Source organism: Leisingera sp. JC1 (assembly GCF_001679925.1).
Classification (GTDB): Bacteria; Pseudomonadota; Alphaproteobacteria; order Rhodobacterales; family Rhodobacteraceae; genus Leisingera.
The window spans coordinates 69,950-91,939 of sequence record NZ_LYUZ01000024.1; the positions used below are offsets into that span (position 1 = coordinate 69,950).

The 21,990-nt window shown below is 62.3% G+C and carries 25 protein-coding genes; 9 read left to right on the forward strand and 16 right to left on the reverse strand.

The window, feature by feature from the left end; translation table 11 throughout:
- Positions 1–25 precede the first annotated feature (25 nt).
- The 3 genes from accC to A9D60_RS03995 all read right to left on the reverse strand — a co-directional run bounded on the left by accC (position 26) and on the right by A9D60_RS03995 (position 2,572).
- Positions 26–1,375, reverse strand: a complete 1,350-nt coding sequence (accC, locus tag A9D60_RS03985) for an acetyl-CoA carboxylase biotin carboxylase subunit (protein ID WP_065266406.1) — start codon at positions 1,373–1,375, stop codon at positions 26–28.
- A 9-nt stretch (positions 1,376–1,384) separates the two neighbouring features.
- Positions 1,385–1,879: an acetyl-CoA carboxylase biotin carboxyl carrier protein gene (gene accB / locus A9D60_RS03990; RefSeq protein ID WP_065266459.1), complete on the reverse strand. Its 495-nt coding sequence runs from the start codon at positions 1,877–1,879 to the stop codon at positions 1,385–1,387.
- A 156-nt stretch (positions 1,880–2,035) separates the two neighbouring features.
- The gene (locus A9D60_RS03995) at positions 2,036–2,572 is read right to left on the reverse strand and encodes a PAS and helix-turn-helix domain-containing protein (protein ID WP_065266407.1); all 537 of its coding nucleotides are present in this window, start codon (positions 2,570–2,572) and stop codon (positions 2,036–2,038) included.
- Between the two features lie 95 nt (positions 2,573–2,667).
- Between A9D60_RS03995 and A9D60_RS04000 the strand changes: the two genes are divergently transcribed.
- Entirely contained in the window at positions 2,668–4,164 is a 1,497-nt protein-coding gene (locus A9D60_RS04000) for a class I adenylate-forming enzyme family protein (RefSeq protein ID WP_065266408.1), read from the forward strand.
- 7 nt (positions 4,165–4,171) lie between these two features.
- Here A9D60_RS04000 and A9D60_RS04005 read toward each other — a convergent pair whose 3' ends face one another.
- The 8 genes from A9D60_RS04005 to A9D60_RS04040 all read right to left on the reverse strand — a co-directional run bounded on the left by A9D60_RS04005 (position 4,172) and on the right by A9D60_RS04040 (position 11,095).
- Positions 4,172–4,717 (reverse strand): helix-turn-helix transcriptional regulator, encoded by a 546-nt coding sequence (locus A9D60_RS04005; protein WP_065266409.1) that lies wholly within the window; start codon positions 4,715–4,717, stop codon positions 4,172–4,174.
- The gene (locus A9D60_RS04010; protein WP_065266460.1) at positions 4,714–5,256 is read right to left on the reverse strand and encodes a cytochrome b/b6 domain-containing protein; all 543 of its coding nucleotides are present in this window, start codon (positions 5,254–5,256) and stop codon (positions 4,714–4,716) included. Before A9D60_RS04010 ends, A9D60_RS04005 begins: the two co-directional genes overlap by 4 nt.
- Before the next feature lie 65 nt (positions 5,257–5,321).
- Positions 5,322–5,582 carry a PepSY domain-containing protein gene (locus tag A9D60_RS04015; RefSeq protein ID WP_065266410.1) on the reverse strand — a complete coding sequence of 87 codons (261 nt, stop codon included), beginning with the start codon at positions 5,580–5,582 and terminating at the stop codon, positions 5,322–5,324.
- 270 nt (positions 5,583–5,852) lie between these two features.
- Positions 5,853–6,608, reverse strand: coding sequence for an ABC transporter ATP-binding protein (locus A9D60_RS04020; RefSeq protein ID WP_065266411.1), 756 nt, complete (start codon positions 6,606–6,608; stop codon positions 5,853–5,855).
- A 12-nt stretch (positions 6,609–6,620) separates the two neighbouring features.
- A complete protein-coding gene (locus A9D60_RS04025; RefSeq protein ID WP_065266412.1) occupies positions 6,621–7,376 on the reverse strand; it encodes an ABC transporter ATP-binding protein in 756 nt (251 codons plus the stop codon).
- Positions 7,377–7,388: 12 nt separating this feature from the next.
- Complete coding sequence (locus A9D60_RS04030; RefSeq protein WP_065266413.1) at positions 7,389–8,594, reverse strand: branched-chain amino acid ABC transporter permease; 1,206 nt, start codon at positions 8,592–8,594, stop codon at positions 7,389–7,391.
- A gap of 3 nt (positions 8,595–8,597) precedes the next feature.
- The gene (locus tag A9D60_RS04035) at positions 8,598–9,620 is read right to left on the reverse strand and encodes a branched-chain amino acid ABC transporter permease (protein ID WP_065266414.1); all 1,023 of its coding nucleotides are present in this window, start codon (positions 9,618–9,620) and stop codon (positions 8,598–8,600) included.
- Between the two features lie 128 nt (positions 9,621–9,748).
- A complete protein-coding gene (locus A9D60_RS04040) occupies positions 9,749–11,095 on the reverse strand; it encodes a substrate-binding protein (protein ID WP_065266415.1) in 1,347 nt (448 codons plus the stop codon).
- A gap of 230 nt (positions 11,096–11,325) precedes the next feature.
- Here A9D60_RS04040 and A9D60_RS04045 point away from each other — a divergent pair, with 230 nt between their 5' ends.
- From A9D60_RS04045 to A9D60_RS04065, 5 genes are all read left to right on the forward strand, one after another.
- Positions 11,326–12,624: a helix-turn-helix domain-containing protein gene (locus tag A9D60_RS04045; protein WP_065266416.1), complete on the forward strand. Its 1,299-nt coding sequence runs from the start codon at positions 11,326–11,328 to the stop codon at positions 12,622–12,624.
- 92 nt (positions 12,625–12,716) lie between these two features.
- On the forward strand, positions 12,717–13,097 hold the full coding sequence (locus A9D60_RS04050; RefSeq protein WP_065266417.1) for a response regulator transcription factor: 381 nt from the start codon (positions 12,717–12,719) through the stop codon (positions 13,095–13,097).
- A gap of 7 nt (positions 13,098–13,104) precedes the next feature.
- Positions 13,105–13,449, forward strand: a complete 345-nt coding sequence (locus A9D60_RS04055) for a hypothetical protein (protein ID WP_065266418.1) — start codon at positions 13,105–13,107, stop codon at positions 13,447–13,449.
- Entirely contained in the window at positions 13,449–16,127 is a 2,679-nt protein-coding gene (locus A9D60_RS04060) for an ATP-binding protein (protein WP_065266419.1), read from the forward strand. Before A9D60_RS04055 ends, A9D60_RS04060 begins: the two co-directional genes overlap by 1 nt.
- Before the next feature lie 84 nt (positions 16,128–16,211).
- The gene (locus A9D60_RS04065; RefSeq protein ID WP_065266420.1) at positions 16,212–17,567 is read left to right on the forward strand and encodes a FliM/FliN family flagellar motor C-terminal domain-containing protein; all 1,356 of its coding nucleotides are present in this window, start codon (positions 16,212–16,214) and stop codon (positions 17,565–17,567) included.
- A gap of 276 nt (positions 17,568–17,843) precedes the next feature.
- Here the strand turns inward: A9D60_RS04065 and A9D60_RS04070 are convergent, their stop codons facing one another.
- Genes A9D60_RS04070 through A9D60_RS04085 form a run of 4 tightly spaced genes read right to left on the reverse strand, consistent with a single transcriptional unit; the run spans position 17,844 to position 20,029 of the window.
- On the reverse strand, positions 17,844–18,269 hold the full coding sequence (locus A9D60_RS04070; protein ID WP_065266421.1) for a TIGR01244 family sulfur transferase: 426 nt from the start codon (positions 18,267–18,269) through the stop codon (positions 17,844–17,846).
- A gap of 11 nt (positions 18,270–18,280) precedes the next feature.
- Positions 18,281–18,715: a DUF6691 family protein gene (locus tag A9D60_RS04075; RefSeq protein ID WP_175392886.1), complete on the reverse strand. Its 435-nt coding sequence runs from the start codon at positions 18,713–18,715 to the stop codon at positions 18,281–18,283.
- Positions 18,715–19,143, reverse strand: a complete 429-nt coding sequence (locus A9D60_RS04080; RefSeq protein WP_065266422.1) for a YeeE/YedE family protein — start codon at positions 19,141–19,143, stop codon at positions 18,715–18,717. Before A9D60_RS04080 ends, A9D60_RS04075 begins: the two co-directional genes overlap by 1 nt.
- A gap of 22 nt (positions 19,144–19,165) precedes the next feature.
- The gene (locus A9D60_RS04085; protein ID WP_065266462.1) at positions 19,166–20,029 is read right to left on the reverse strand and encodes an MBL fold metallo-hydrolase; all 864 of its coding nucleotides are present in this window, start codon (positions 20,027–20,029) and stop codon (positions 19,166–19,168) included.
- Positions 20,030–20,319: 290 nt separating this feature from the next.
- Here A9D60_RS04085 and A9D60_RS04090 point away from each other — a divergent pair, with 290 nt between their 5' ends.
- The gene (locus tag A9D60_RS04090; protein ID WP_065266423.1) at positions 20,320–20,535 is read left to right on the forward strand and encodes a hypothetical protein; all 216 of its coding nucleotides are present in this window, start codon (positions 20,320–20,322) and stop codon (positions 20,533–20,535) included.
- Between the two features lie 29 nt (positions 20,536–20,564).
- Here A9D60_RS04090 and A9D60_RS04095 read toward each other — a convergent pair whose 3' ends face one another.
- Positions 20,565–20,783 carry a hypothetical protein gene (locus A9D60_RS04095; protein WP_065266424.1) on the reverse strand — a complete coding sequence of 73 codons (219 nt, stop codon included), beginning with the start codon at positions 20,781–20,783 and terminating at the stop codon, positions 20,565–20,567.
- 207 nt (positions 20,784–20,990) lie between these two features.
- On the opposite strand from A9D60_RS04095, the gene A9D60_RS04100 reads away from it, so the two are divergent.
- Positions 20,991–21,254, forward strand: coding sequence for a DUF2312 domain-containing protein (locus A9D60_RS04100; RefSeq protein ID WP_008553759.1), 264 nt, complete (start codon positions 20,991–20,993; stop codon positions 21,252–21,254).
- Between the two features lie 154 nt (positions 21,255–21,408).
- On the forward strand, positions 21,409–21,807 hold the full coding sequence (locus tag A9D60_RS04105) for a RidA family protein (protein WP_065266425.1): 399 nt from the start codon (positions 21,409–21,411) through the stop codon (positions 21,805–21,807).
- The last annotated feature ends 183 nt before the right edge of the window (positions 21,808–21,990 follow it).

Consider the following 21,990-nt stretch of genomic DNA (forward strand, 5'->3'; position numbering starts at 1 on the left):
ACCCGATGGTGCGCCCCGCAAGGGTTTAACCCGGTGTGTTTTCTTCCAGCCAGCGCTCCAGCCAGTGAATGCCGTAGTCGCCGGAGTGGATGTCCTGCTCCTGCAGCAGAGCATGGAACAGCGGCACGGTGGTGTCGATGCCGTCAATGATCAGCTCGCCCAGGGCGCGGTTCAGGCGCGCCAGCGCCTCGGTCCGGTCGCGGCCGTGCACGATCAGCTTGCCGATCAACGAGTCGTAGTAGGGCGGGATTGAGTAGCCGTCATAAAGCGCCGAATCCATCCGCACGCCCAGTCCGCCGGGGGCGTGGTACTGGGTGATCTTGCCCGGGCAGGGCGAGAAGTTCGGCAGTTTCTCGGCGTTGATCCGCACCTCGATGGCGTGGCCGTTGATCTCCAGATCGTCCTGGGTGAACGACATCGGCAGGCCTTCGGCCACCCGGATCTGTTCACGCACCAGGTCGACGCCGAAGATGGCCTCGGTCACCGGATGCTCCACCTGCAGGCGGGTGTTCATCTCGATGAAGTAGAACTCGCCGTCCTCATAGAGGAACTCGACGGTGCCCGCGCCGGAATAGCCCATTTTACCCACGGCGTCGGCGCAGATTTTGCCGATGCGGGCGCGCTCTTCCGGGGTGATGCAGGGGCCGGGGGCTTCCTCGAACACCTTCTGGTGGCGCCGCTGCAGGGAGCAGTCGCGTTCGGCTAGATGGATGCCGGTGCCCTTGCCGTCGCCAAAGACCTGAACCTCGATATGACGCGGCTTCTGGAGGTATTTCTCCATGTAGACTTCGTCATTGCCAAAAGCGGCCTTGGCCTCGGAGCGGGCGGTTGAGAAGGCCGAGACCAGTTCTTTCTCGTCCTTGGCCACCTTCATGCCGCGGCCGCCGCCGCCGGCGGTGGCCTTGATGATCACCGGGTAGCCCATGTCCTTGGCGGCCTTCTTGGCCGCAGCAATGTCGGGAACGCCGCCGTCGGAGCCGGGCACCACCGGAATGCCGAGGTTCTTGGCTGTTTCCTTGGCGGTGATCTTGTCGCCCATGATGCGGATGTGTGCAGCCGACGGGCCGATGAAGGTCAGGCCGTGGTCTTCGATGATCTGCACAAAATTGGCGTTTTCCGACAGGAAACCGTAGCCCGGGTGGATCGCCTGGGCGCCGGTGATCTCGCAAGCGGAGATGATGGCTGGAATCGACAGGTAGCTTTGGGTGCCGGACGGCGGCCCGATGCAGACCGATTCATCGGCCATGCGGACGTGCATCGCGTCGGCATCTGCGGTGGAGTGCACCGCGACGGACTTGATGCCCATCTCGCGGCAGGCACGGATCACGCGCAGGGCGATCTCGCCGCGGTTGGCAATCAGGATCTTGTCAAACATGGCAGATCCTTACTCGATGATGGCCAGGGGGGTTCCGAATTCAACGGCGGCACCGTCTTCGACCAGGATGCGCTTCACGGTGCCGGATTTGGGCGCCGGGATGTGGTTCATGGTCTTCATCGCCTCAACGATCAGCAGGGTGTCGCCTTCGCTGACCTGCGCGCCAACCGAGATGAACGACGGCGCGCCGGGTTCCGGCTGCAGGTAGACGGTGCCAACCATCGGCGAGGTCACGGCGCCGGGGTGGCTGGCCGGATCGTCGCTTGCGGCTGCCGGGGCAGCGGCGGCAGGAGCGGCAGCAACCGGAGCGGGGGCGGCAGCGGCAGGCACTTGAACCTGTACCGGCGCAGCAGCCATAGCGGTCTGGCGCGAAACGCGCACGTTCAGGCTGTCGTCGTCGCCATAGTCGCGTTTAACCTGCAGCTCGGTCAGGTCGTTTTCGCGCAGCAGCTCCGCCAGCGCCTTGATGAATGCCACGTCAGCTTCGTGAGATTTGTTTGTCATTTTGTCCTCAGCCAATTCCGACAGGCCCGCCGGATGGGCGGGCAGGAAATTAGGGCGCTTATAGGGCAAGGATTACCGCAAGGAAAGCACTCCTGAACTGCGGTGTAACATGAGGTCTATGGCGCGGATTCGCAATTGCCTGCGGGAATTTCCTGGTCAGAGGGGCATCCCGGTCAGTTTGGCCACCAGCTCCGGCAGTTTGCGGGCGCCGAATTTTTGCAAGAGATGCGCGCGGTGGCTCTCCACAGTCCGGTAGGACAGATCCAGCTGCTTGCCGATTTCCTTGGCTGACAGCCCCTTGCAGGTGAGGATCGCAACCTCGCGCTCGCGCGGAGTAAGGGAGACCACGGGGCGGTCGTCGGAAATGTCGGCAAAGGACCAGATGCCGGTCTGAAACGGAGCCTCAGGCGTCACGGAGCGGCCGCGCACCCGGCACCAGAACAATCCGCCCGTCCGGCGGCGCATGATACGCTCGTCGCTGTAGCTGCCGCTTTGCGCTTCGGGCTGCTGCAGAAGGGCACCGATGCGGTTGAAGTCTTCCTGGCTGGGATAAAGCTCAGCAACCAGCATGCCGGTATAATCGCCGGGCGCGCCGCCAAAGGTCGCGGCGAATTGCAGGTTGCACCGGGTGATGACGCGGCGTTCCAGAACCGCAAGGCCCACAGGGGCATGGTCAAAGGCAAGATCGCTCATATGGTATTCTTACGCAGGTATTTTTGCGGAATTGAAGGGTTTTGCCCTTGCGTGCCAGTTTCCGGCCGCAACGGCAAGCCGGGGAGGCGATTGGGATGAACATAGCGGTGTGGCTGGCGAGGATGGCCGCGGCAGAAGGGGCGCGGCCGGCGCTGTATCTGGGGAAGGAGCTGGTGGCGGATTATGCCGGGTTCGATGCGCGCGCTGCTTCGGTTGCGGGCTGGCTGCGGGCGCAGGGCGTCGTGCCAGGCGACCGGGTCGGCATCTTTATGAAGAACTGCCCGGACTACCTGATCGCGCTTTACGGCATCTGGTATGCAGGCGCGGCCGCGGTGCCGATCAATGCCAAGCTGCATGGCAAGGAAGCAGAGTTCATTTTGCAGAATTCCGGTGCAGGGCTGGTGTTTACCTCACCGGGACTGACTGAGGCGGTCGAAGGGACCGAGGCTGCGGTGCGCTGCGTGGATATTACCGGCGCGGAGTATGCCGATGCCTTGCAGGCGGAACCGGTCGCGGAGCCTGCCGCGCGCCTGCCGGAAGATCTTGCCTGGCTGTTTTATACCTCCGGGACTACCGGGCGGCCCAAGGGGGTGATGATTACCCATCGGATGCTGATGAACATGGCCGTAACCTACTTCGCGGATGTCGATCAGGTAAGCGCGGAGGATCACGCACTATACGCAGCGCCGATGAGCCATGGCGCGGGGATCTATGCCATCCAGCATGTGCTGGCGGGTGCGCGGCATGTCTGCCCGGTGTCCGGCGGCTTCGACGAGGCGGAGATTTTCGATCTTGCCGCGCATTTCGGGCGGGTTCACATGTTTGCCGCACCAACGATGGTCACGCGCATGACCTCCGAAGCCAAGCGGCTGGGCCGCAAGGGCGAGGGTTTGCGCACGGTCGTCTATGCCGGCGGGCCGATGTATGTTGCCGACATCGTTGAGGCGGTCTCGCATTTCGGCCCGGTCTTTGTGCAGGTCTACGGTCAGGGCGAATGCCCGATGGCAATCACCGCGCTGAAGCGTCACGACGTGCAGGACCGCGCGCATCCCCGCTGGAAGGAGCGGCTGGCCAGCGTCGGCAAGGCGCAGAGTGTGGTGGACGTGCGGATCGGCACACCAGAGGGGGAATTCCTGCCAGCCGGTAGCCACGGCGAGATCATGGTGCGCGGCGACGCGGTGATGCCCGGATACTGGCGGAACCCGGAGGCGACAGAGAAGACCCTGATCAATGGCTGGCTGATGACCGGCGACATGGGGGTGCTGGACGACGATGGCTACCTGACCCTGCAGGACCGTTCCAAGGACATGATCATCACCGGCGGCTCCAACGTTTACCCGCGCGAGGTGGAGGAGGTTCTGCTGATGCACCCGCAGGTGCGTGAGGTCTCTGTGGTGGGCCGGCCGCACACGGACTGGGGTGAGGAAGTGGTGGCCTTTGTCGTGGGTGATGCGCCGGATGACGAGCTGGACGAACTGTGCAACAGCCGTATCGCGCGATTCAAACGCCCCAAGGCGTATTTGCATATCGAGGCGCTGCCCAAGAACAACTACGGCAAAGTTCTGAAAACCGAACTTCGCCAGATGCTGTGACAGGCGTTCAGGCGGATCGGGCGGAGCCTTCTTCAACTTCGGTCTGACGCCGGCCCATCAGGGTGTCTATCAGCAGGCTCATCAGTTCGGCCCGGTTGCCGGTGCCGGACTTGCGGTAGATCGCATTGAGCTGTGCCTTGACGGTGCCCTCGGCGCTGCCGCGCATGGCGGCGATTTCGGAGGTGCTGAGACCCTTGACCAGGAAGGTCGCGACGTCCAGTTCGGCGGGCGTCAGGCTCCAATTGGCAAACTCGGCGTCGATCACCTCCTGCACGGCGGCCTGAGCCGAATTCAGGCTTTCCTCCAGATGCGCTTTGCGCCGCATCAGCCACATCAGGATACGGGTCTCGATCACGATTGCAGCAAGCAGGGCCACCGCGGCCAGGCCTTCGACATAGGCGTGCGGGCCTTCGCCTTGTTCGGTTTCCGCGGCTTCCATGCCGGAGAGATCTGCAATCATGTCGCCTAGAAACACCGCCGCGCAGAGGGCCTGCACGGCGATGACGGCAATCAGGATCCAGGGTTGGGCCGGGTCTTGCCGGTTTTGGCTCATGGCGAAGGCTCCGCGTCGGTCTCAGGCAGTTCCTTGTAGCCAGTGACCATCGCGCGCGCCAGATTGACTTTGGTCCGGCGGCTTTCGAACAACACCGCAGCCACATGCAGGACAACCGAGAATTCTGCCCAGGAGACAAGCGCCTCATGCAGGTCTTCCGGCCAGCCTATGTCCTGGAAACCTGGTGAAGCCGCCATCCAGCCGGTGAGCGCCACCGCCAGCAGCGTCAACAGAAGGTTGTAGATCATCAAAGCCCCCAGCGGGGTGTGGCCCTTGTGGTGGCGCACCCGCCCTGTTGCAATATCGGTCAATTGACCGGCGGCGGCGCCCGGATGAGGCGGGAAGCTGGAGAACCGGGCGTAACGGCTGCCGGTCAGCCCCCAGATCACCCGCAATCCCACCAGTGCCGCGATGAAGTAGCCAATGTAATGATGAAGGGTTCCGTCCGGATCGGTCAGCAGCGTGTTGGCAAAAAAACTGCAAGCCAGCAGCCAGTGAAACGTTCGCACCAGAGGGTCCCAGACATATGCTTTTTGCATGTCAGCCTCCTGTTGGTCCCGGATGCGGAGGCTGCTGCATCCGGGAAACATGTCTGTGCGGGCGCTCAGTCGTCCTCGCTGTCTTCCTCGGTCTTCACGACTTCGAACTGGTCATTCAGAAGGAACTCGTATTCCTTGCCATCTTTGGTGGCTTCGGCTTCGAACATGCCGTCTTCGGCTTCAATTTCGGTGACCTCAAAGCCTTGGCCGGCCAGCAGCTCGCGGATCTTTGTTTCAGTTTCACTGCTGATGGGGCCTTCAGAGGCAAAAGCCGTCGCCGCAGGAAGGCTGAGAGCGAGGGCGAGGAGTTTCAGGGAGTTGCGCATGACGTGGTCCTTTCCGTGTCGTGTCAAAGACCGCACCGGACTGGTGCAGGCTGTGGCATCGACTTCGGGGGCAGGGCGGACATTCTGAATAGGCGCAAGGTTGCAACAGGGCTGAAAACAGCTCCGTATAACTGAGGTTTACGGCCCGGAGTTTGTGTTTTCCATTGGCGGTTGTCAAAAAAATGGCCAGCCCTGAACAGAGCTGGCCTCAGTCACACAGTTCCGGCACGCGGGTGGCCGGCACGGCGGAGATGAAGTTCGGGATGCGGTTCAGATCGCCAGGTATTCGGCGCGCAGTTCCTCGTTCTCCAGAACCTCGGCGGCGGTGCCGTCAAAGACGATGCCGCCGGTATCGAGGATCACTGCACGGTCCGCCAATTCCAGGGCGCGGACCGCGTTCTGCTCGACAATGATGGTTGTCATGCCCTGTTCCTTGATGTGGATAAGGGTCTTTTCAATCTCGTCCACGATCACCGGGGCGAGGCCTTCGTAGGGTTCATCCAGCAACAGCACCTTGATGTCACGGGCCAGCGCCCGGGCAATTGCCAGCATCTGCTGCTCACCGCCCGAAAGCGTTACGCCTTCTTGCTTGCGGCGTTCGCCGAGGCGCGGGAACAGATCATAGAGACGCTCCAGCGACCAGCCGATGGGCGGGGCGATCTGGGCGAGCTGCAGGTTTTCTTCAACCGTTAGTCCGGGGATGATGCGGCGGTCCTCGGGCACCAGGCCAAGCCCGGCGGCGGCGGCCTCATGCGAGGCCATGTTGTGCAGCGGCTTGTGGTCAAGCCAGATTTCGCCGCGGGTCACCATGGGGGAGCCAGTGCGGGCAATTGACCGCAGGGTCGACGTCTTGCCGGCGCCGTTGCGGCCCAGGAGGGCCAGGATCTCGCCCTCGTGGACGTTGAAGCTGATGCCTTGCACGATGTAGCTCTCGCCATAATAGGCGTGCACATCCCAAACTGACAGGAAGGCCGGGGCGGTGGTGGCGGCGTTGGCGTTTTTGGAGAAATCGGGTTTGACGTTCATCTTGGTTCCTCCTTACGCCGACTCGCCAAGGTACGCTTCGCGCACCTTCGGGTTGCCGCGGATGTTTTGCGGATCGTCCTCCACCAGCGGGGTGCCCTGGGCCAGCACGGTGATCCGGTTGGCGAGGCTGAACACAACATGCATGTCGTGCTCGATGATGGCGATGGTAATGTCGCGCTCGTCACTGATCTGCTTCAGAAGATCGATAGTGTTGTTGGTGTCGGCCCGCGCCATGCCGGCGGTGGGCTCGTCCAGCAGCAGCAGGCGCGGTTCCTGGCTCAGGCACATGCCGATCTCCAGACGCCGCTTGTCGCCGCGGGACATGGCGGCAGCGTTCATGTGCCGCTTGTCTGCCATGTTCATCTCTTCCAGCATGTGCTCGGCCTTTTGCAGAATGTCCTTCTGCTTCAGCACTGCGGACAGGGCGTTCAGCTCAAACGCGCCGTCGCGCTTGGCAAAGCAGGGGATCATCATGTTCTCCAGCACCGTCAGGTCGCCGAAGATTTCCGGCGTCTGGAACACGCGGGAGATGCCCATCTGATTGATCTCGTAAGGCGCGCGGCCCAGCACCGACTGGCCGTCGAACATGACCGATCCGGTGTCGGGGATCAGTTTGCCCACCAGGCAATTGAGCAGGGTGGACTTGCCAGCGCCGTTCGGCCCGATGATTGCGTGGACCGAGTTTTCCTGAACGCTGAGGTTCACGTCGGACAGCGCCTGCAGGCCGCCGAACCGTTTCCCCACGTCTTTGACTTCAAGGATACCCATTGTTCTGTCTCCTTATTCTGCGGGGTTGGTTTCGCCGGCAGCCTTGCCGCCGTCTTTGGCCTTGCGGCGGCTGAGCCAGCCCTTGATCCGCTGGCCGCCTTCAACCAGGCCGCCGGGCAGGAAGATCACCACCAGCATGAACAGGATGCCCAGGGTCAGGTGCCAGCCCTTGCCGATGAAGGGGTGGATGATGAACACTACCGCGTCCTCCATCCCGTCGGGCAGGAAGCTGAACCAGGTGTGCAGCACGTTGTCGTTGATCTTGGAGAAGATGTTCTCGAAGTATTTAATGAAGCCTGCACCCAGGACCGGGCCGATCAGCGTGCCGGCACCGCCGAGAATGGTCATCAGCACCACCTCGCCAGAGGCGGTCCACTGCATCCGCTCGGCACCCGCCAGGGGGTCCATCGAAGCCATCAGCCCGCCTGCCAGTCCTGCATACATGCCGGAAATCACGAAGGCCGCGAGTGTGTAGGGACGGGTGTTCAGGCCGGTGTAGTTCATCCGCTGCTGGTTCGACTTCACCGCCCGCAGCATCATGCCGAAAGGCGAGCGGAAGATGCGGATCGCCAGATAGAAGGCGGCCAGCATGATCAGCGCGCAGAGGTAATAGCCGGCGTTGAACTGGAAGGCCCAGGGGCCGAGCGCCAGCTCGAAGGTGGAGCGCATTTCAAGCCCGAACAGGTTGGTGACCGGGATCGAGCCGTCGGCGGTGGCCGAGACACCCAGTATGCGGGGGTCTTCCAGCGTCAGCTGCAGGCCGGTCTCGCCGTTGGTGATCGGTGTCAGAACCGAATAGGCTAGGTTGAAGGACATCTGCGCAAAGGCCAGCGTCAGGATCGAGAAGTAGATGCCCGAGCGTCGCAAGCTGACAAAGCCGATCAGCAGCGCAAACAGGCCCGCGACGATCACCGACAGCACGATCGCCGGGATCACGTTCATGCCGATCAGCTTGAACATCCAGACGGCGGAGTAGGAGCCGACACCCAGAAAGGCCGCGTGGCCGAAGGACAGGTAGCCGGTGAGGCCAAAGAGGATGTTGAAGCCGATGGCAAAGATCCCGAAGATCACGAAACGCTGCATCAGGTCCGGATAGCCCGCGTTGAACTGCGCCAGGGCGCTGTCCGTCGGGAAGGGGTTCAGGATAAAGGGCGCAAGCAGTGCGAGGCAGGCGACGATGATCAGCTTTGATGTATCTTTTTTGTCGAGTCCGAACATGTCTTATTCCTCCATCACGCCTTTGCGGCCCATCAGGCCCCGAGGCCGGGTCAGCAGAATGATGATTGCGACCACGTAGATGATGATCTGGTCGATGCCGGGCAGCAGCGATTTGACCTCGTTCATCGAGGCAAAGCTTTCGAGCACACCCAGCAGGAAGCCTGCCAGTACCGCGCCGGGCAGGGAGCCCATGCCGCCGACAACCACCACCACAAAACTGAGAACCAGGAAGTCCATGCCCATATGGTAATTGGGGGAGTTGATCGGGGTGTACATGACGCCGGCCAGGCCCGCGACAGCGGCCGCAATGCCGAACATGATGGTAAAGCGGCGGTCGATGTTGATGCCCAGCAGGCCTACGGTTTCGCGGTCCGCCATGCCGGCCCGAACCACCATGCCGAAGGTGGTGAACTGCAGGAAGCAGAAGATGCCCCCAATAATCAGCACCGCAAAGAAAAAGTAGACCACGCGCCAGACCGGATAGACGATGTCCATGCCGATGGCTGCGCCCAGGTTCACAACGCCGTTCAAAGTATCCGGAGCCGGGGTCTGGATCGGGTTGGCGCCATAGAAGTATTTCACCACTTCCTGCAGCACGATGGCGAGGCCGAAAGTTACCAGGATCTGGTCGGCGTGGGGGCGCTTGTAGAAGTGCTTGATCAGCCCGCGCTCCATCACATAGCCGACACCGATCATGATCGGGATCGCAAACAGGATCGCCAACGGCACCGCCCAGTCGATGATGCTGCCGCCGATGTCGGGGCCGAACCAGGCCTCCACATAGGGGGTTTTGACCTTGAGCGGGTTACCCAGAAAGTCGGTCTGGGTCTCGTCCACGAATTCAAAGCTGAGGTTCAGGATACGCTGCAGGGTGACGGCGCAGAAGGCGCCGATCATGAACAGCGCCCCGTGGGCGAAGTTCACCACGCCCAGCGTGCCGAAGATGAGTGTCAAACCCAGCGCGATCAGCGCATAGGCCGAGCCTTTGTCGAGCCCGTTCAGGATTTGCAGGAGAATGGCGTCCATGGGTCCCACCGTTAGTCAGGTTGGGGAAGGCCCGCCCGGCGGGGGAGCGGACGGGCCGGTTGGGGCAGCCGGAGCCCGGTGCGGACTCCGGCCCGGAATTCTAAAACTTCCGGTGCCCTGCGGCTGGCTTATGCGCCCGGGTTGCAGGAGCCCAGATTGCCGCCTGCGAACATCGGGTGGTCCGGTGCGTATTCCACCTGCGCCCGCGGGGTGACCTCGACCACTTCCAGAAGGTCGAATTCCGAGGTCGGGTTTTCCTTGCCGCGCACCACCAGAACGTCCTTGAAGCATTGGTGATCTTCGGCGCGGTAGAGGGTCGGGCCGTTGCCCATGCCGTCGAACTCAAACCCTTCAAGCGCCTCGGCGACGGCACAGGGATTGAAGCTTCCGGCGCGCTCGACCGCATCTGCATAGAGCAGTGTCTGCACGTAGCAGGTGTGCGCGGCCTGGCTCGGCGGGAAGCCGTATTTGGTGCCGAAGGATTTCACAAAGGCCTTGGAGCCTTCATCCTGCAGCGTCCAGTGCCAGTTGGTGGAGCCATGGATGCCTTTCACGTTTTCGCCGGCGCCCTTGGCCATCAGGCGGGAGTAGAGCGGCACGACGATCTCGAAGTTCTTGCCGTTCACCACTTTCTCGCGCAGGCCGAACTGCACCGCGTTGGTCAGCGAGTTCACCATGTTGCCGCCATAGTGGTTCAGCACCAGCACGTCAGCGCCCGAGTTCAGCACCGGCGCGATGTAGGAGGAGAAATCGGTGGCCGCGAGCGGGGTGCGGACCTTGTTCACGGTCTGCCAGCCCAGCGCCTCGGTGGCGGCGGCGATCGACTCTTCCTGGGTCCAGCCCCAAGTGTAGTCGGCAGTCAGGTGATAGGCGACACGGTCGGTGCCATAGAGGTTCTTAAGCACCGGTGCCAGCGCGGCGCCCGACATGTAGCCGTTGAAGAAATGGCGGAAGCCGTTGGCCTTCTTGTCCTTGCCGGTGGTGTCGTTGGAATGGGTCAGGCCGGCCATGAAGATAACGCCTGCCTCCTGGCAGAGGCCTTGAACGGCAATCGCAACACCGGAAGAGGAACCGCCGGTGATCATCACCGCGCCGTCCTTCTCGATCATCGACTTGGCGGAGGCACGGGCAGCATCCGATTTGGTTTGGGTGTCGCCGGTCACGTACTCGACTTTCTTGCCCAGAATGCCGTTCCCTTGCAGCGCCTTGGAGCTGAAAGTGTTCATCATGCCGCCGTCGCCGCCGCCATTCAGGTGCTCGACCGCCAGTTCATAGGCGCGCAGTTCGTCGGCACCTTCGTCCGCATAGGGGCCGGTCTGGGGCACGTTGAAGCCCAGAGTAACGCTGCCGCCGGTCGGCTCATTGGTGAAGGCCGCGGCGGAAGAGGCGGTAAAGATGGTCGGCAGCGCCACACCGGCGCCTGCAATTGCGCCGGTCTTAAGGACTCTGCGGCGCGAAGCATCAAAATTAGACATGTATTCCTCCCTATATGATTGGTGCCTTGCAGCTCCTCACTTCTGCGCGGTACCAGCACTTTGCGTGCAAAATCAGTATGAGAGGCACATGTAAACTCAGGCAATAAAACCTTTTTATTGCTTGAAAATTCTGTAAATAACTGAACAATAATCGTGAGCCTTCTGTAAATAACCTTATTTTGCATTGCAGAAAGCTGTTGAAATGGAAGTGTTTTGGGAGGCCCGCCCGCATGGCACGCGACACCCTGACCGGAAGCCGGATCCGCGAACGCAGACTGATCCTTGGCATGCGCCAGGCCGAACTGGCGCGGGAGGCAGGGATTTCCGCCTCTTACCTCAACCTGATTGAGCACAACCGGCGCAGAATCGGCGGCAAGCTGCTGGTAGGCATAGCCGGGGTGCTCGGGGTCGAGCCGTCGATGCTCAGCGAAGGGGCAGAAGCGGCGCTGATCTCAACCCTGCGGGAGGCGGCGGCGGACAGTGGTGTGCCGGTGGCAGAACTGGACCGGGTCGATGAATTTGCGGGCCGCTTTCCGGGCTGGGCAGAGGTTCTGGCAGCAGGGCACCGCCGCATCGCCACGCTGGAGCGCACGGTGGAAACTCTGTCTGACCGGCTGACCCATGACCCCAACCTTGCAGCCTCGGTGCATGAGGTGCTGTCGACCGCGGCCGCGATCCGCTCCACCGCTTCAATCCTCGCGGAAACCGGAGAGCTGGAGCCGGAATGGCGGGACCGGTTCCATAAGAACCTCAACCAGGATTCGCTGCGCTTGTCCGAAAGCAGCCGGGCGCTGGTCAGTTTTCTGGATGAGGACGGCAGCGGCGCGGACCGGCGCGGTATGCCGCAGGAGGAATCTGAGGCGTTTTTTCAGGGCAACGGTTTTCATTTCCCCGCCCTTGAAGACGGCTCCGCCACGCCTGAGGATTTGGTGCGGGATGAGCCGGACCTGACCGGCGAGGCTGCCCGCAGCCTCGCCCAGGCAGCGCTAGCGCAATACCAGTCCGACGCGCGTGCGATGCCCCTGCAAGCTCTGGAACAAGAGATTTCCGCAAACGGGATAAACCCGGTTGCTTTGGCGGGCCGGTTCAATTGCGGGCTGCCTGCCGTGTTGCGCCGCTTGGCGGCGCTGCCGGAGGAGGTGCTGGGCCAGGAGGCCGGGCTGGTGATTTGCGATGCCTCGGGCACGCTGTTGTTCCGCAAGCCGGTGACTGGCTTTGCGATGCCGCGCTTCGGCGCTTCATGCCCGCTCTGGCCGCTTTTTACTGCTTTGGTGAGCCCTAATGTGCCGGTCCGGCGCAATGTGGTGCAGCACGGGCGCAATGCTGCGGCGTTTGATTGCATGGCCACGGCCTGGATGCTGAAACAGCCGGACTTTGGTGAGGACCCCCTGTACCGAGCGGTAATGCTGATCCTGCCCGGGGCCAAGGATGCACAGGATCCGCAGCCGGTGGGAGCCAGCTGCCGGATCTGCCCGCGCCAGGCCTGTCTGGCACGGCGCGAACCGTCGATCCTGAAGGAAGAGTTTTGACACTCATGCGGGCAGGGGGCTAACCTGCGGAAAAATAACCGCGTGTCCGGGCCGAGCAGGCCGCAGGACCGCGCCGGGAGGAAATTCTGCTGATGGGCAGGCATGTTGTTCTGATTGAAGACGAACCGAACATCACCGAGGCTATCCGGTTTCTGCTGATGCGCGACGGCTGGAGCGTTGACGCGCACACCGATGGCGCCACTGCTGTGGAAGTGATCCGCGATGCGGGGCCAGACCTGGTGATTCTGGATCTGATGCTGCCGGGCAAGAGCGGGCTGGAAATCGTGCGCGAACTGCGTGCGGAGGACGGTTTGCAGGCGCTGCCGGTACTGATGCTGACAGCACGCGGCCAGATGCGTGACCGCGAGATGGCAGAGAAGGCGGGTGTCACGCGCTTCATGACCAAACCCTTCTCCAACGCCGAGGTTCTGACGGCAGTGCGCGACCTGCACGCACAGGCCGGGCAGGGATAAGGGCGCGATGGCGCTGGGGAGCGGTGAAGAGCAGGCGGGTACCCGCACGGAGCGCCAGACCTACCGCCGCCGCCGTCTGATGGACATTTCCCGGCTGCTGCCGATTCTGGGCGCGCTGCTGCTGGCGCTGCCTCTGCTATGGCCTGAGGCCTCCGCCCATCCGGCGGCACGCGGCGGCGTCAGCATGTCAACGGCCATCATCTATGTCTTTGCCGTCTGGGTTGCCATGATCGCTGCCTGTTTCGTGTTCAGCCTGGCAGTTCAGCGGTGGGCTGACCACTGGACCGGTGGCGCCCCGGACGGCGGCAGCGCCCCGGCAAGCCAGCCTCCCGGCAGGGCGGAGGACAGCTGATGGCCTCCCTCAACGTCCTTGCCTTCGTCTGTCTGGCCTATGTGGCCTTTCTGTTCTTCATCGCGTTCTGGGCCGACCGCATGGCAACGCGGGGCAAAAGCGCTGCCTGGATGCGCTCGCCGCTGATCTACACGCTTTCGCTGTCGATCTACTGCACCGCCTGGACATTTTACGGTGCGGTAGGATACGCGGCGCGTTCGGGACTGGAATTCGTGACCATCTACTTGGGTCCGTCCCTGGTGATGATCTGCTGGTGGTGGGGCTTGCGGAAGCTGGTGCGGATCGGGCGCAGCCAGCGGATCACCTCGATCGCTGATCTGTTGTCCTCGCGCTATGGCAAGTCGAACCTGCTGGCGGCTGGTGTGACCATTCTGGCAGTTATCGGCGTGACGCCGTATATTTCCTTGCAATTGCAGTCTGTTACGCTGTCTTTTGCAATCTTTGCCGAGGCCGATCCGCTGCGCGGTTACAATGAAACTTCGATCGTGTTCTGGGTTGCTGCGGGGCTGGCAGTCTTTGCGATCCTGTTCGGCACCCGCAACCTTAACGCCAATGAGCGCCACCACGGCGTGGTGACCGCCGTCGCACTGGAGGCGATTGTCAAACTGGCGGCCTTGCTGGCGGTCGGAATATTCGTGGTTTGGGGAATCGCTGGCGGCGTTGGCGAAACGCTGGCCCGCATCGATGCGTCGCGGATCGGGCAGTGGAATGTCGACGGCAGCCGCTGGGCCACGATCACCTTCCTGGCTGCTGCGGCTTTCATCTGCCTGCCGCGGATGTTCCAGGTGATGGTGGTTGAGAACGAGGACGAGCGCCATCTTCGGATCGCCTCCTGGGCGTTTCCGCTGTACCTGCTGCTGATCTCGATGTTCGTGGTCCCAATTGCCGTGGTCGGGCTGGATCTGCTGCCGGCCGGCTCTAACCCCGACATGTTCGTCTTGACGGTTCCGCTGCAGCAAGGTCAGCAGGGGCTGGCGATGCTGTCTTTCCTAGGCGGGTTTTCTTCGGCCACCTCAATGGTGATTGTGGCGGCGATGGCGCTGTCGACGATGGTGTCGAACCACATCGTGATGCCGGTCTGGCTGCGGCTGCAAAACCGGCAGGCGTCTGTCTCTGGGGACGTGCGCGACGTGGTGCTGCTGTCGCGGCGGGTGTCGATCGCAGTGATCATGGCCCTGGGATATTTCTATTACCACCTCTCCGGCGGGGCCGCTGCGCTGGCGGCCATCGGCCTGATCTCCTTTGCAGGGGTGGCGCAGCTGCTGCCCGCGCTGGTTGGCGGGCTGTTCTGGCGCGGAGCCACCCGCAGCGGTGCGCTGGCGGGGCTGACGGTGGGGTTTGCAATCTGGCTGTATACCATGATGCTTCCGGCCTTGGGCGGCGGGCTGCTGCCGGAACACATCCTGCGCCATGGGCTGTTCGGTCTCAGCTGGCTGCGGCCCGAGGCGTTGTTCGGGATCGAAGGCCTCGATCCGACGGTGCACGCAGTGATGTGGTCGATGAGCCTGAATGCGCTGGTGTTCTGCCTGGTTTCTCTGATGAGCTTTCCCAGCCCGCTGGAACGTCTGCAGGGGGCGCAGTTTGTCAATGTGTTCGACCATTCCGCGGGTCCCCGCGGCTGGACCGGATCGGTGGCGCAATGCGAGGATCTGATGATCATGTCGCAACGGATTCTGGGGGCGACGGAAGCGCAGGCATTCTTCCAGCGCGAGCGGATGCGGCAAGGCGGCCGAGGCCCGCTGCCCGAGCCGACACCAGCATTTCTTGAGCGGCTTGAGCGGGAACTCAGCGCCTCCATCGGGGCGGCGGCGGCTCATGCGATGATCGGGCAGATTGCTGGCGGCTCGTCGGTTTCGGTTGCCGATCTGCTGGCGGTGGCGGACGAAACCGCGCAGATGCTGGAATACTCCAGCCGCCTTGAGACGCAATCGGCGGAGTTGTCTGCAACGGCGCGCAAGTTGCGGGAAACAAACGAGAAGCTCACTCAGATCTCGGAGCAGAAAGACGCGTTCCTGAGTCAGGTCAGCCACGAGCTTCGGACCCCGATGACGTCAATCCGGGCGTTTTCCGAAATTCTGCGCGATGCCGGGCAGCTCAGCCCGCAGGAGCAGCGCCGCTACGCAGGAATTATCCACGACGAAACACTGCGGCTGACCCGGCTGCTGAACGATCTGCTGGACCTCAGCGTGCTTGAAAGCGGTCAGGTCAGCCTGAACATCACTGCGGGCACACTGACCGAGGTACTGGACCACGCCGTCGCAACCGCGCTCGCCGGCTCAGAGATGCCGCTAACGGTCCGGCGCAGCCCGGAGGCGGAAGGGTTCCGTCTGTCGTCTGATCTGGACCGGCTGGCGCAGGTGTTCATCAACCTGATCGCCAACGCCCAGAAATATTGCGATGCGGAGCAGCCAGAACTGACGGTCTCCGCCTCGGTCTCCGGCGGGCGGCTTCATATTGTTTTTACGGACAACGGCAGCGGTGTGCCAGCGGACGCCCAGCAGATGATTTTTGAGAAATTTGCGCGGGTCAGCCCGGAACGGGCCGGCGGCGCCGGCCTGGGGCTGGCAATCTGCCGCGAGGTCATGCAGCGGCTGGGCGGCGATGTTTCCTATTTGCCGGGACATGGCGGCGGAGCCTTCCGGGTTTCCTTACCTGCTGCAGGTGAAAAGGCTGCATAAGACGTGCCGGAATACAGAAGTTGTTAACCCCCTTTCGGTTAAAACCGGGGAAACGGGACGCGCAAGGGGCAGGTTAAACAGCCTATGTCTGAAACAGAAGCAGCAGAGGCAGGCAGCGGCAGGCAAAGTGTGCTTGCACGCAAGCTGGCAGCGACGAAGGAAGGGGCCGGGGGGCTGACCAGTTCCCTGACGCTGAAAGCGTTGCGCCGTTCAGTCGCGCGCGCAGCTGCGGACCTGTGCAATCTGCCGATGGCGGTTTTGGCGGCACGCCAGTCCAACCGGGCCTCCGAAGACCTGGCTGACCAGCTGTCGGATAAGGATCTTCTGGTGGTGCTTGATTGCCCGCAGGGGCGGCTTGGGGCTGCCAGCATGGATGCAGCCACTGTCACGGCGCTGATTCAACAGCAGACCATCGGGGCGGTCATTGGCAATGCGCCGTCTGAGCGCCACTATACCCCAACAGATGCCGCTATGACCGCGGACTTCCTGGAACGCAGCTTCGCCAAGGTCGTGGCCATGCTGGACGGCCAGGCGGACCAATCCTTGTTCTCCGGCTACAGGTTCGGCGCTCAGGTTGAAAACGTGCGCAGCCTTGTGCTGGGCATGGAGGCCGACGACTACCGGGTGATTGAACTGAATTTGGATCTATCCTGCGGCGCCATGCAGGGGGTGATGAAGCTGATCCTGCCTGAACCCACGGCAGAGGAATTGCATGACGGCCAGAACAGCGCCAATGGCCCGTCTCTTGGGGCCAGCCTTGATTCGATCCGGGCGGAGCTGACAGCGGTTCTGTGCAAGATGCGGGTGCCGGTGCAGAAATTCGCCAGCCTGCAGATCGGCGATACCATTCCGCTGGATTCGGCGTTCCTCTATGAAACCGACCTTCTGACGATTGGCGGCAAGCCGGTGGCGCAGGGGCGTCTTGGCCAGATGAACGGATCGCGTGCGGTGCGCCTGAACCCGCCCAGGAACAGCCGACCCGCAGAAAGCGGCGCGGATGCCGCCGCGTTCTCCGAAGGCGGCGGAATGCAGGCGTTGCCGGACGCGCCGCCTGCGCTGGATCTGGATATGGGAATCGCTGCGCAAGGGTTGCAGGATCCCATGGATGACATGGGTCTCCCGGCGCTGGATGCTGGGCCGGTCCTGGACGCCGGGGCGCTGGACGCAAGCGCCGGCGACGGCTTGCCCGCGCTTGGCGGCGAGGGAATGGATGACGCGCTTGGCGGCGGTCTCGGCGGGGAGATGGATCCAATGGGCCTGCCTGCGCTTGATGGAGACGCCGGGCTGAGCATGGATGGGCTGGAGGGCGGCTTGCCGGATCTTCCTGATCTGTCTGACCTGCCGGACCTGCCTGCGGGTGATCTGGGTGACTTCACGGCTGGCGGTGCTGACGAAATATCCCAGCTTGCCGGCCTGGAAAGCGCGCTGCCGGAAGGCTGAGGCCAGCCTCCAGAGACGCAGCCGCCGCTGAACGGCGCATTCCAGTTTCGTGCAGGGCCTGTCAGTTCGGCTTAATTGCGAAAACGCCCCGGAGGTTGCGGTGCCAGCAGAGATGGTTGTGCCCGGATGCTGTAAGCGTCAGCCTGGCCTGCAGCGGCATAAGGCGCGGCCGGGTATGGCCGCGAAGAATTGGCCGGCAAGCGGCCAATATCAGATGTTTCTCAGGCGAAGCTGAACCGCAGCGCGGTCCACCCTTCTGCTCCAGGACTTCCTCAGTTAGCTGCCCGCCAAAGAAATCAGGGCCGGGCGCAGGCCGTCCAGCTGATACCCCGCGGCCTGTGTTTTCTGCAGGATCTCGTCGGGTGCCATGTCGCAAGCCTGACCCAGCGCCCAGACCACAGAACAGCGCGTGCCTGAGGCGCAGTAGGCCAGTACGGGGCCTTCGCAGCCCTCATACAGTTCACGCTGCAGGGCAACATTATCCGGGGTCATGGTCTGGTGGGTCAGCGGCAGCACCTCGAACCGAAGCCCTGCGGCCTCGGCGGCGGCGCGGATGGCTTCTGCCTGATGGCTGGGCGGGACTTCCTCATCCGGACGGTTGCAGATCACCGTCTTGTAACCGGCATCAGCAATGGCGGGCAGGTCCTCGGCAGAGATCTGCGGCGAGACCGAATAGCGGGGGGTGATTACGCGTGCATCCATGGCCCGAGTCTTTACGCGTTTGCAGCCGCACGGTCCAGATGCCGGCTGAACCAGGGCGCGGCCATCATGCCGCAGGCCATTGCGGCAAAGAACAGAAAACCCTGCCAGCCGTTGTAGCTGAGCGAAGCCATGGCGGGGCCAGGGCACAGTCCGGCGAGGCCCCAGCCGGCGCCGAACAGCACAGACCCCAGGATCAGCCGCCGGTCCAATTCCTTGTGCGGCGGGGCAGGGAAACTGCCGCCAGCTGCAGGCCTTCGCCCTGCTGTCAGCCGCCAGGCCACGGCCATTGGAATAAGCGCGCCGCCCATCACGAAGGCCAGCGTGGGGTCCCAGTTACCAAAGATGTCCAGCCACCCCTGCACTTTGGCAGTGTCGGTCATCCCTGACAGCATCAGGCCGGTGCCGAACAGCCCGCCAGCGGAAAGGGCCAAAAGAATACGCAGCATCAGATTACTCCCAGCAACTGGCGCAGAACCGCTACAGTCAGAATGCCGGCCAGCATGAAAACGGCAGTTGCCGCGATGCCGCGCAGGGACAAGCGGGAGATTCCGCAGACCCCGTGGCCGGAGGTGCAGCCGTTGGCAATGCGGGTGCCGATGCCCACCAGCAGCCCCGCGCCAATCAGCACCGCAGCATTGCTGGTGACGTGGGTAACTGGCGCATGTCCCGTGACGAGAGCGATCAGAAGCGGCACCAGAACAACGCCGCCAATGAAGGCGATGCGCTCAGCTGCATTGGACCGGCCGCTGCCATCCAGCAGCCCGCCCAGAATGCCGCTGGCGCCCATGATGCGTCCGTTGCCCAGCAGGAACACTGCGCCGCCGAGGCCAATCAGCAGCCCGCCGCCAAGTCCCCAGATCCAATCCGCTTCCATCACGCTGCTCCGTCTTGCCTGTCTAAATTTTGTTAACCGGGATCTTGAGGAACACGTCGCCCTGTTCGTCCGGTTCGGGCATTTGACCAGCGCGCATGTTGACCTGAAGCGACGGCAGGATCAGGCGCGGCATGCCCAGCGTCGCGTCCCGGGCATCGCGCATCTCGACAAATTCCTCGATGCTGCGGCCTGCGCCCACATGCACGTTCAGTGCTTTCTGTTCGCCAACAGTGGTCTCCCAGGCGAAATCGTCACGCCCCGGGGCCTTGTAGTCGTGGCCGACAAAGACCCGGGTGTCATCGGGCAGCGTCAGGATCTTCTGGATCGAGTTGTAAAGATCCGAAGAGGAACCGCCGGGGAAATCACAGCGGGCAGTGCCAAAGTCCGGCATGAACAGTGTATCACCGACAAAGGCCGCATCACCGATCACATAGGTGAGGCAGGCCGGCGTATGGCCGGGCGTGTGCAGCACCTCTCCGCGCATCTGCCCGATCATGAAACTGTCGCCTTCGCGGAACAACTGGTCGAACTGGCTGCCGTCCCGCTGGAACTCGGTGCCTTCGTTGAACACTTTACCAAAGGTGTCCTGAACCACTGTAATCTGGTCGCCGATACCGATCTTGCCGCCAACCTGCTCTTGCATATAAGGCGCTGCGGAGAGGTGGTCGGCGTGGACATGGCTTTCCAGAATCCACTCGACACGCAGGTTTTCGGATTTGATCCAGGCGATGATGGCATCTGCTGAAGCGGTGCAGGTGCGGCCCGCGGCCTGATCAAAATCCAGCACCGAATCGATGATGGCGCAGGCGGAACCTTCCGGTTCGCGCACCACATATGAAACGGTGTTGGTGGCTTCGTCGAAAAACGCTTTGACGGCGGGGGTCATCAGTTGCTCTCCCTTGGGTTTGCAATTCATATAACGATTTGAGAATGTGTTTCAAGCCTGCCGGCGGGCGCTGTTGAAAGGCTGCTGAATCATTACTTCCAGCTGATTTAAGTCAAGGCGCCGGGATGCTGCGCTGCGGTAGGCTGGCTGCGCTGCCGGGAGGCCGCAAAAACCACCAGAGGACCGGTAAATCTGCGTAAATAAGCGGCAGCACGCTCAAATGGCTTGGGTATTCATATGCCTGTTGTGAAATACCGGGATAACCTCATCATGACACAGGGAGGACTGCTATGACACGTGAAGATCTGCTCAGCACCGTCGAGAGCCTGGAAACCCGGATCCGCAAGGAAAGCGGCGCTGCTAGGCTGGCCATGCGGCCGGAATTCATCCGTCTGCTGGACTACATGCGCAAGACCGGTGCAGAGGTTCCGGGCCGCTTGCGCCGTCTGGAGGCAACCCTGTGCGAGGAGGCGGTCGAGGACATGTTTGATAACGTGCCGGTCTAACCGGAGAAGGGGCAGGGGCGTTCCGGGCGTCAGCCCAGGAAGATGCCCACCATCACCAGCATCAGGCCAAGTACTGACAGAAGCAGGGCACCCAGATTGTAGGGCAGCACTGCTTGCACCACGGCGCGCAGCGCTTCGTCGTCCAGTTTCTGGCGCCGGGCGCGTGCGACCTTGATGATGCACCAAACCAGACCCAGCAGGCCGGCAACGGATACGGCGGCTCCGGTCCAAACGATCAGATCGAACATAGGTGTGCTCCTGAGGGGTTTTGTGCAGGGATGCGCCTAGCCGATGCGTTGTGCGCGTGCAAGCGTTTCGGCCCCGTTTGACGGGTTCTGTTGCCGGTTTTCGCCGCTCTGTGCGCCTCTGCCGCTTTCCCGGCTTGCAGCGCGCCGGGCGGGGCGCTATCCCCTTGCTCCGACAGCAACTGACAGCCTTTGCCGACGGAGCCGCAGATGGACATCACAGAAGACGAAAAGAGCGAAAACTACCGCGTGACCGCTGGCGAGCTGCGCCAGTTCATCGAGCGGTTCGAGCGGCTCGATGAAGAAAAGAAAACCATTGCCGAGCAGCAGAAAGAGGTGATGGCCGAGGCCAAGGGGCGCGGCTATGACACCAAGGTGATGCGCAAGATCATCGCCCTGCGCAAGCGCGACGAGAACGACATCGCTGAGGAAGAAGCGGTGCTGGAAATGTACAAGGAAGCGCTTGGCATGTAAGCTACGCTGCCGTTCCGAAATGCAAAGCCGCGCAGGTCCTGGGCCTGCGCGGCTTTTGTTTTTCAGGGTTCGCCATGAGAAATTTTAAGCTTGAAATAAATGCCGCGGCAGCGCTATGGTCAGCCCAGGCAGTGATCAGCAAAGGAGTCCCGCCATGCCGGCCATCAGCGTGCATCCCGAAGGGTGGAAGCCCGCAAAAGGCTATGCCAATGGCATGGCGGCAGAAGGCCGGCAGTTGTTTGTCGGCGGCCAGATCGGCTGGACCGCGGAGCAGGTGTTTGAAGCTCGGGACTTCATCGGGCAAATGAGCCAGGCGCTGCGCAACATTCTGGAAGTCGTCCAAACGGCAGGCGGCAAAGCTGAAGATATCACCAGGCTCACCTGGTATGTGACGGACAAGGAAGAGTACCTGGCCCACCAGGCGGAGGTCGGGAAAGCCTACCGTGCGGTGATGGGCTATCACTTCCCGGCCATGACCATGGTGGTGGTTTCAGCCTTGGTTGAGGATGAGGCCAAGGTTGAAATCGAGGCCACTGCAGTGCTGCCATCCTAAGACTTTGCAGGGAGCCGGGACAGTGCTTTCAAGGTGCTGAATTGCTGCCATAGGGCCAGACCAAAGATGCCATTTTGGGGTGAAAGCCGAAGTTTCGGCGCGTCTTGAATGGGGCGCAGGCGCAATCCAGCCGAAAACAGTTCCGGCATAATCTCGCTTTTTCAATCTGTTGCGTGCCGTTCC

What these genes read in the sequence shown, in the direction of transcription:
- accC (WP_065266406.1), bottom strand. Translation starts at nt 1,375, where the DNA reads ATGTTTGACAAGATCCTGATTGCCAACCGCGGCGAGATCGCCCTGCGC.
- accB (WP_065266459.1), bottom strand. Translation starts at nt 1,879, where the DNA reads ATGACAAACAAATCTCACGAAGCTGACGTGGCATTCATCAAGGCGCTG.
- A9D60_RS03995 (WP_065266407.1), bottom strand. Translation starts at nt 2,572, where the DNA reads ATGAGCGATCTTGCCTTTGACCATGCCCCTGTGGGCCTTGCGGTTCTG.
- A9D60_RS04000 (WP_065266408.1), top strand. Translation starts at nt 2,668, where the DNA reads ATGAACATAGCGGTGTGGCTGGCGAGGATGGCCGCGGCAGAAGGGGCG.
- A9D60_RS04005 (WP_065266409.1), bottom strand. Translation starts at nt 4,717, where the DNA reads ATGAGCCAAAACCGGCAAGACCCGGCCCAACCCTGGATCCTGATTGCC.
- A9D60_RS04010 (WP_065266460.1), bottom strand. Translation starts at nt 5,256, where the DNA reads ATGCAAAAAGCATATGTCTGGGACCCTCTGGTGCGAACGTTTCACTGG.
- A9D60_RS04015 (WP_065266410.1), bottom strand. Translation starts at nt 5,582, where the DNA reads ATGCGCAACTCCCTGAAACTCCTCGCCCTCGCTCTCAGCCTTCCTGCG.
- A9D60_RS04020 (WP_065266411.1), bottom strand. Translation starts at nt 6,608, where the DNA reads ATGAACGTCAAACCCGATTTCTCCAAAAACGCCAACGCCGCCACCACC.
- A9D60_RS04025 (WP_065266412.1), bottom strand. Translation starts at nt 7,376, where the DNA reads ATGGGTATCCTTGAAGTCAAAGACGTGGGGAAACGGTTCGGCGGCCTG.
- A9D60_RS04030 (WP_065266413.1), bottom strand. Translation starts at nt 8,594, where the DNA reads ATGTTCGGACTCGACAAAAAAGATACATCAAAGCTGATCATCGTCGCC.
- A9D60_RS04035 (WP_065266414.1), bottom strand. Translation starts at nt 9,620, where the DNA reads ATGGACGCCATTCTCCTGCAAATCCTGAACGGGCTCGACAAAGGCTCG.
- A9D60_RS04040 (WP_065266415.1), bottom strand. Translation starts at nt 11,095, where the DNA reads ATGTCTAATTTTGATGCTTCGCGCCGCAGAGTCCTTAAGACCGGCGCA.
- A9D60_RS04045 (WP_065266416.1), top strand. Translation starts at nt 11,326, where the DNA reads ATGGCACGCGACACCCTGACCGGAAGCCGGATCCGCGAACGCAGACTG.
- A9D60_RS04050 (WP_065266417.1), top strand. Translation starts at nt 12,717, where the DNA reads ATGGGCAGGCATGTTGTTCTGATTGAAGACGAACCGAACATCACCGAG.
- A9D60_RS04055 (WP_065266418.1), top strand. Translation starts at nt 13,105, where the DNA reads ATGGCGCTGGGGAGCGGTGAAGAGCAGGCGGGTACCCGCACGGAGCGC.
- A9D60_RS04060 (WP_065266419.1), top strand. Translation starts at nt 13,449, where the DNA reads ATGGCCTCCCTCAACGTCCTTGCCTTCGTCTGTCTGGCCTATGTGGCC.
- A9D60_RS04065 (WP_065266420.1), top strand. Translation starts at nt 16,212, where the DNA reads ATGTCTGAAACAGAAGCAGCAGAGGCAGGCAGCGGCAGGCAAAGTGTG.
- A9D60_RS04070 (WP_065266421.1), bottom strand. Translation starts at nt 18,269, where the DNA reads ATGGATGCACGCGTAATCACCCCCCGCTATTCGGTCTCGCCGCAGATC.
- A9D60_RS04075 (WP_175392886.1), bottom strand. Translation starts at nt 18,715, where the DNA reads ATGCTGCGTATTCTTTTGGCCCTTTCCGCTGGCGGGCTGTTCGGCACC.
- A9D60_RS04080 (WP_065266422.1), bottom strand. Translation starts at nt 19,143, where the DNA reads ATGGAAGCGGATTGGATCTGGGGACTTGGCGGCGGGCTGCTGATTGGC.
- A9D60_RS04085 (WP_065266462.1), bottom strand. Translation starts at nt 20,029, where the DNA reads ATGACCCCCGCCGTCAAAGCGTTTTTCGACGAAGCCACCAACACCGTT.
- A9D60_RS04090 (WP_065266423.1), top strand. Translation starts at nt 20,320, where the DNA reads ATGACACGTGAAGATCTGCTCAGCACCGTCGAGAGCCTGGAAACCCGG.
- A9D60_RS04095 (WP_065266424.1), bottom strand. Translation starts at nt 20,783, where the DNA reads ATGTTCGATCTGATCGTTTGGACCGGAGCCGCCGTATCCGTTGCCGGC.
- A9D60_RS04100 (WP_008553759.1), top strand. Translation starts at nt 20,991, where the DNA reads ATGGACATCACAGAAGACGAAAAGAGCGAAAACTACCGCGTGACCGCT.
- A9D60_RS04105 (WP_065266425.1), top strand. Translation starts at nt 21,409, where the DNA reads ATGCCGGCCATCAGCGTGCATCCCGAAGGGTGGAAGCCCGCAAAAGGC.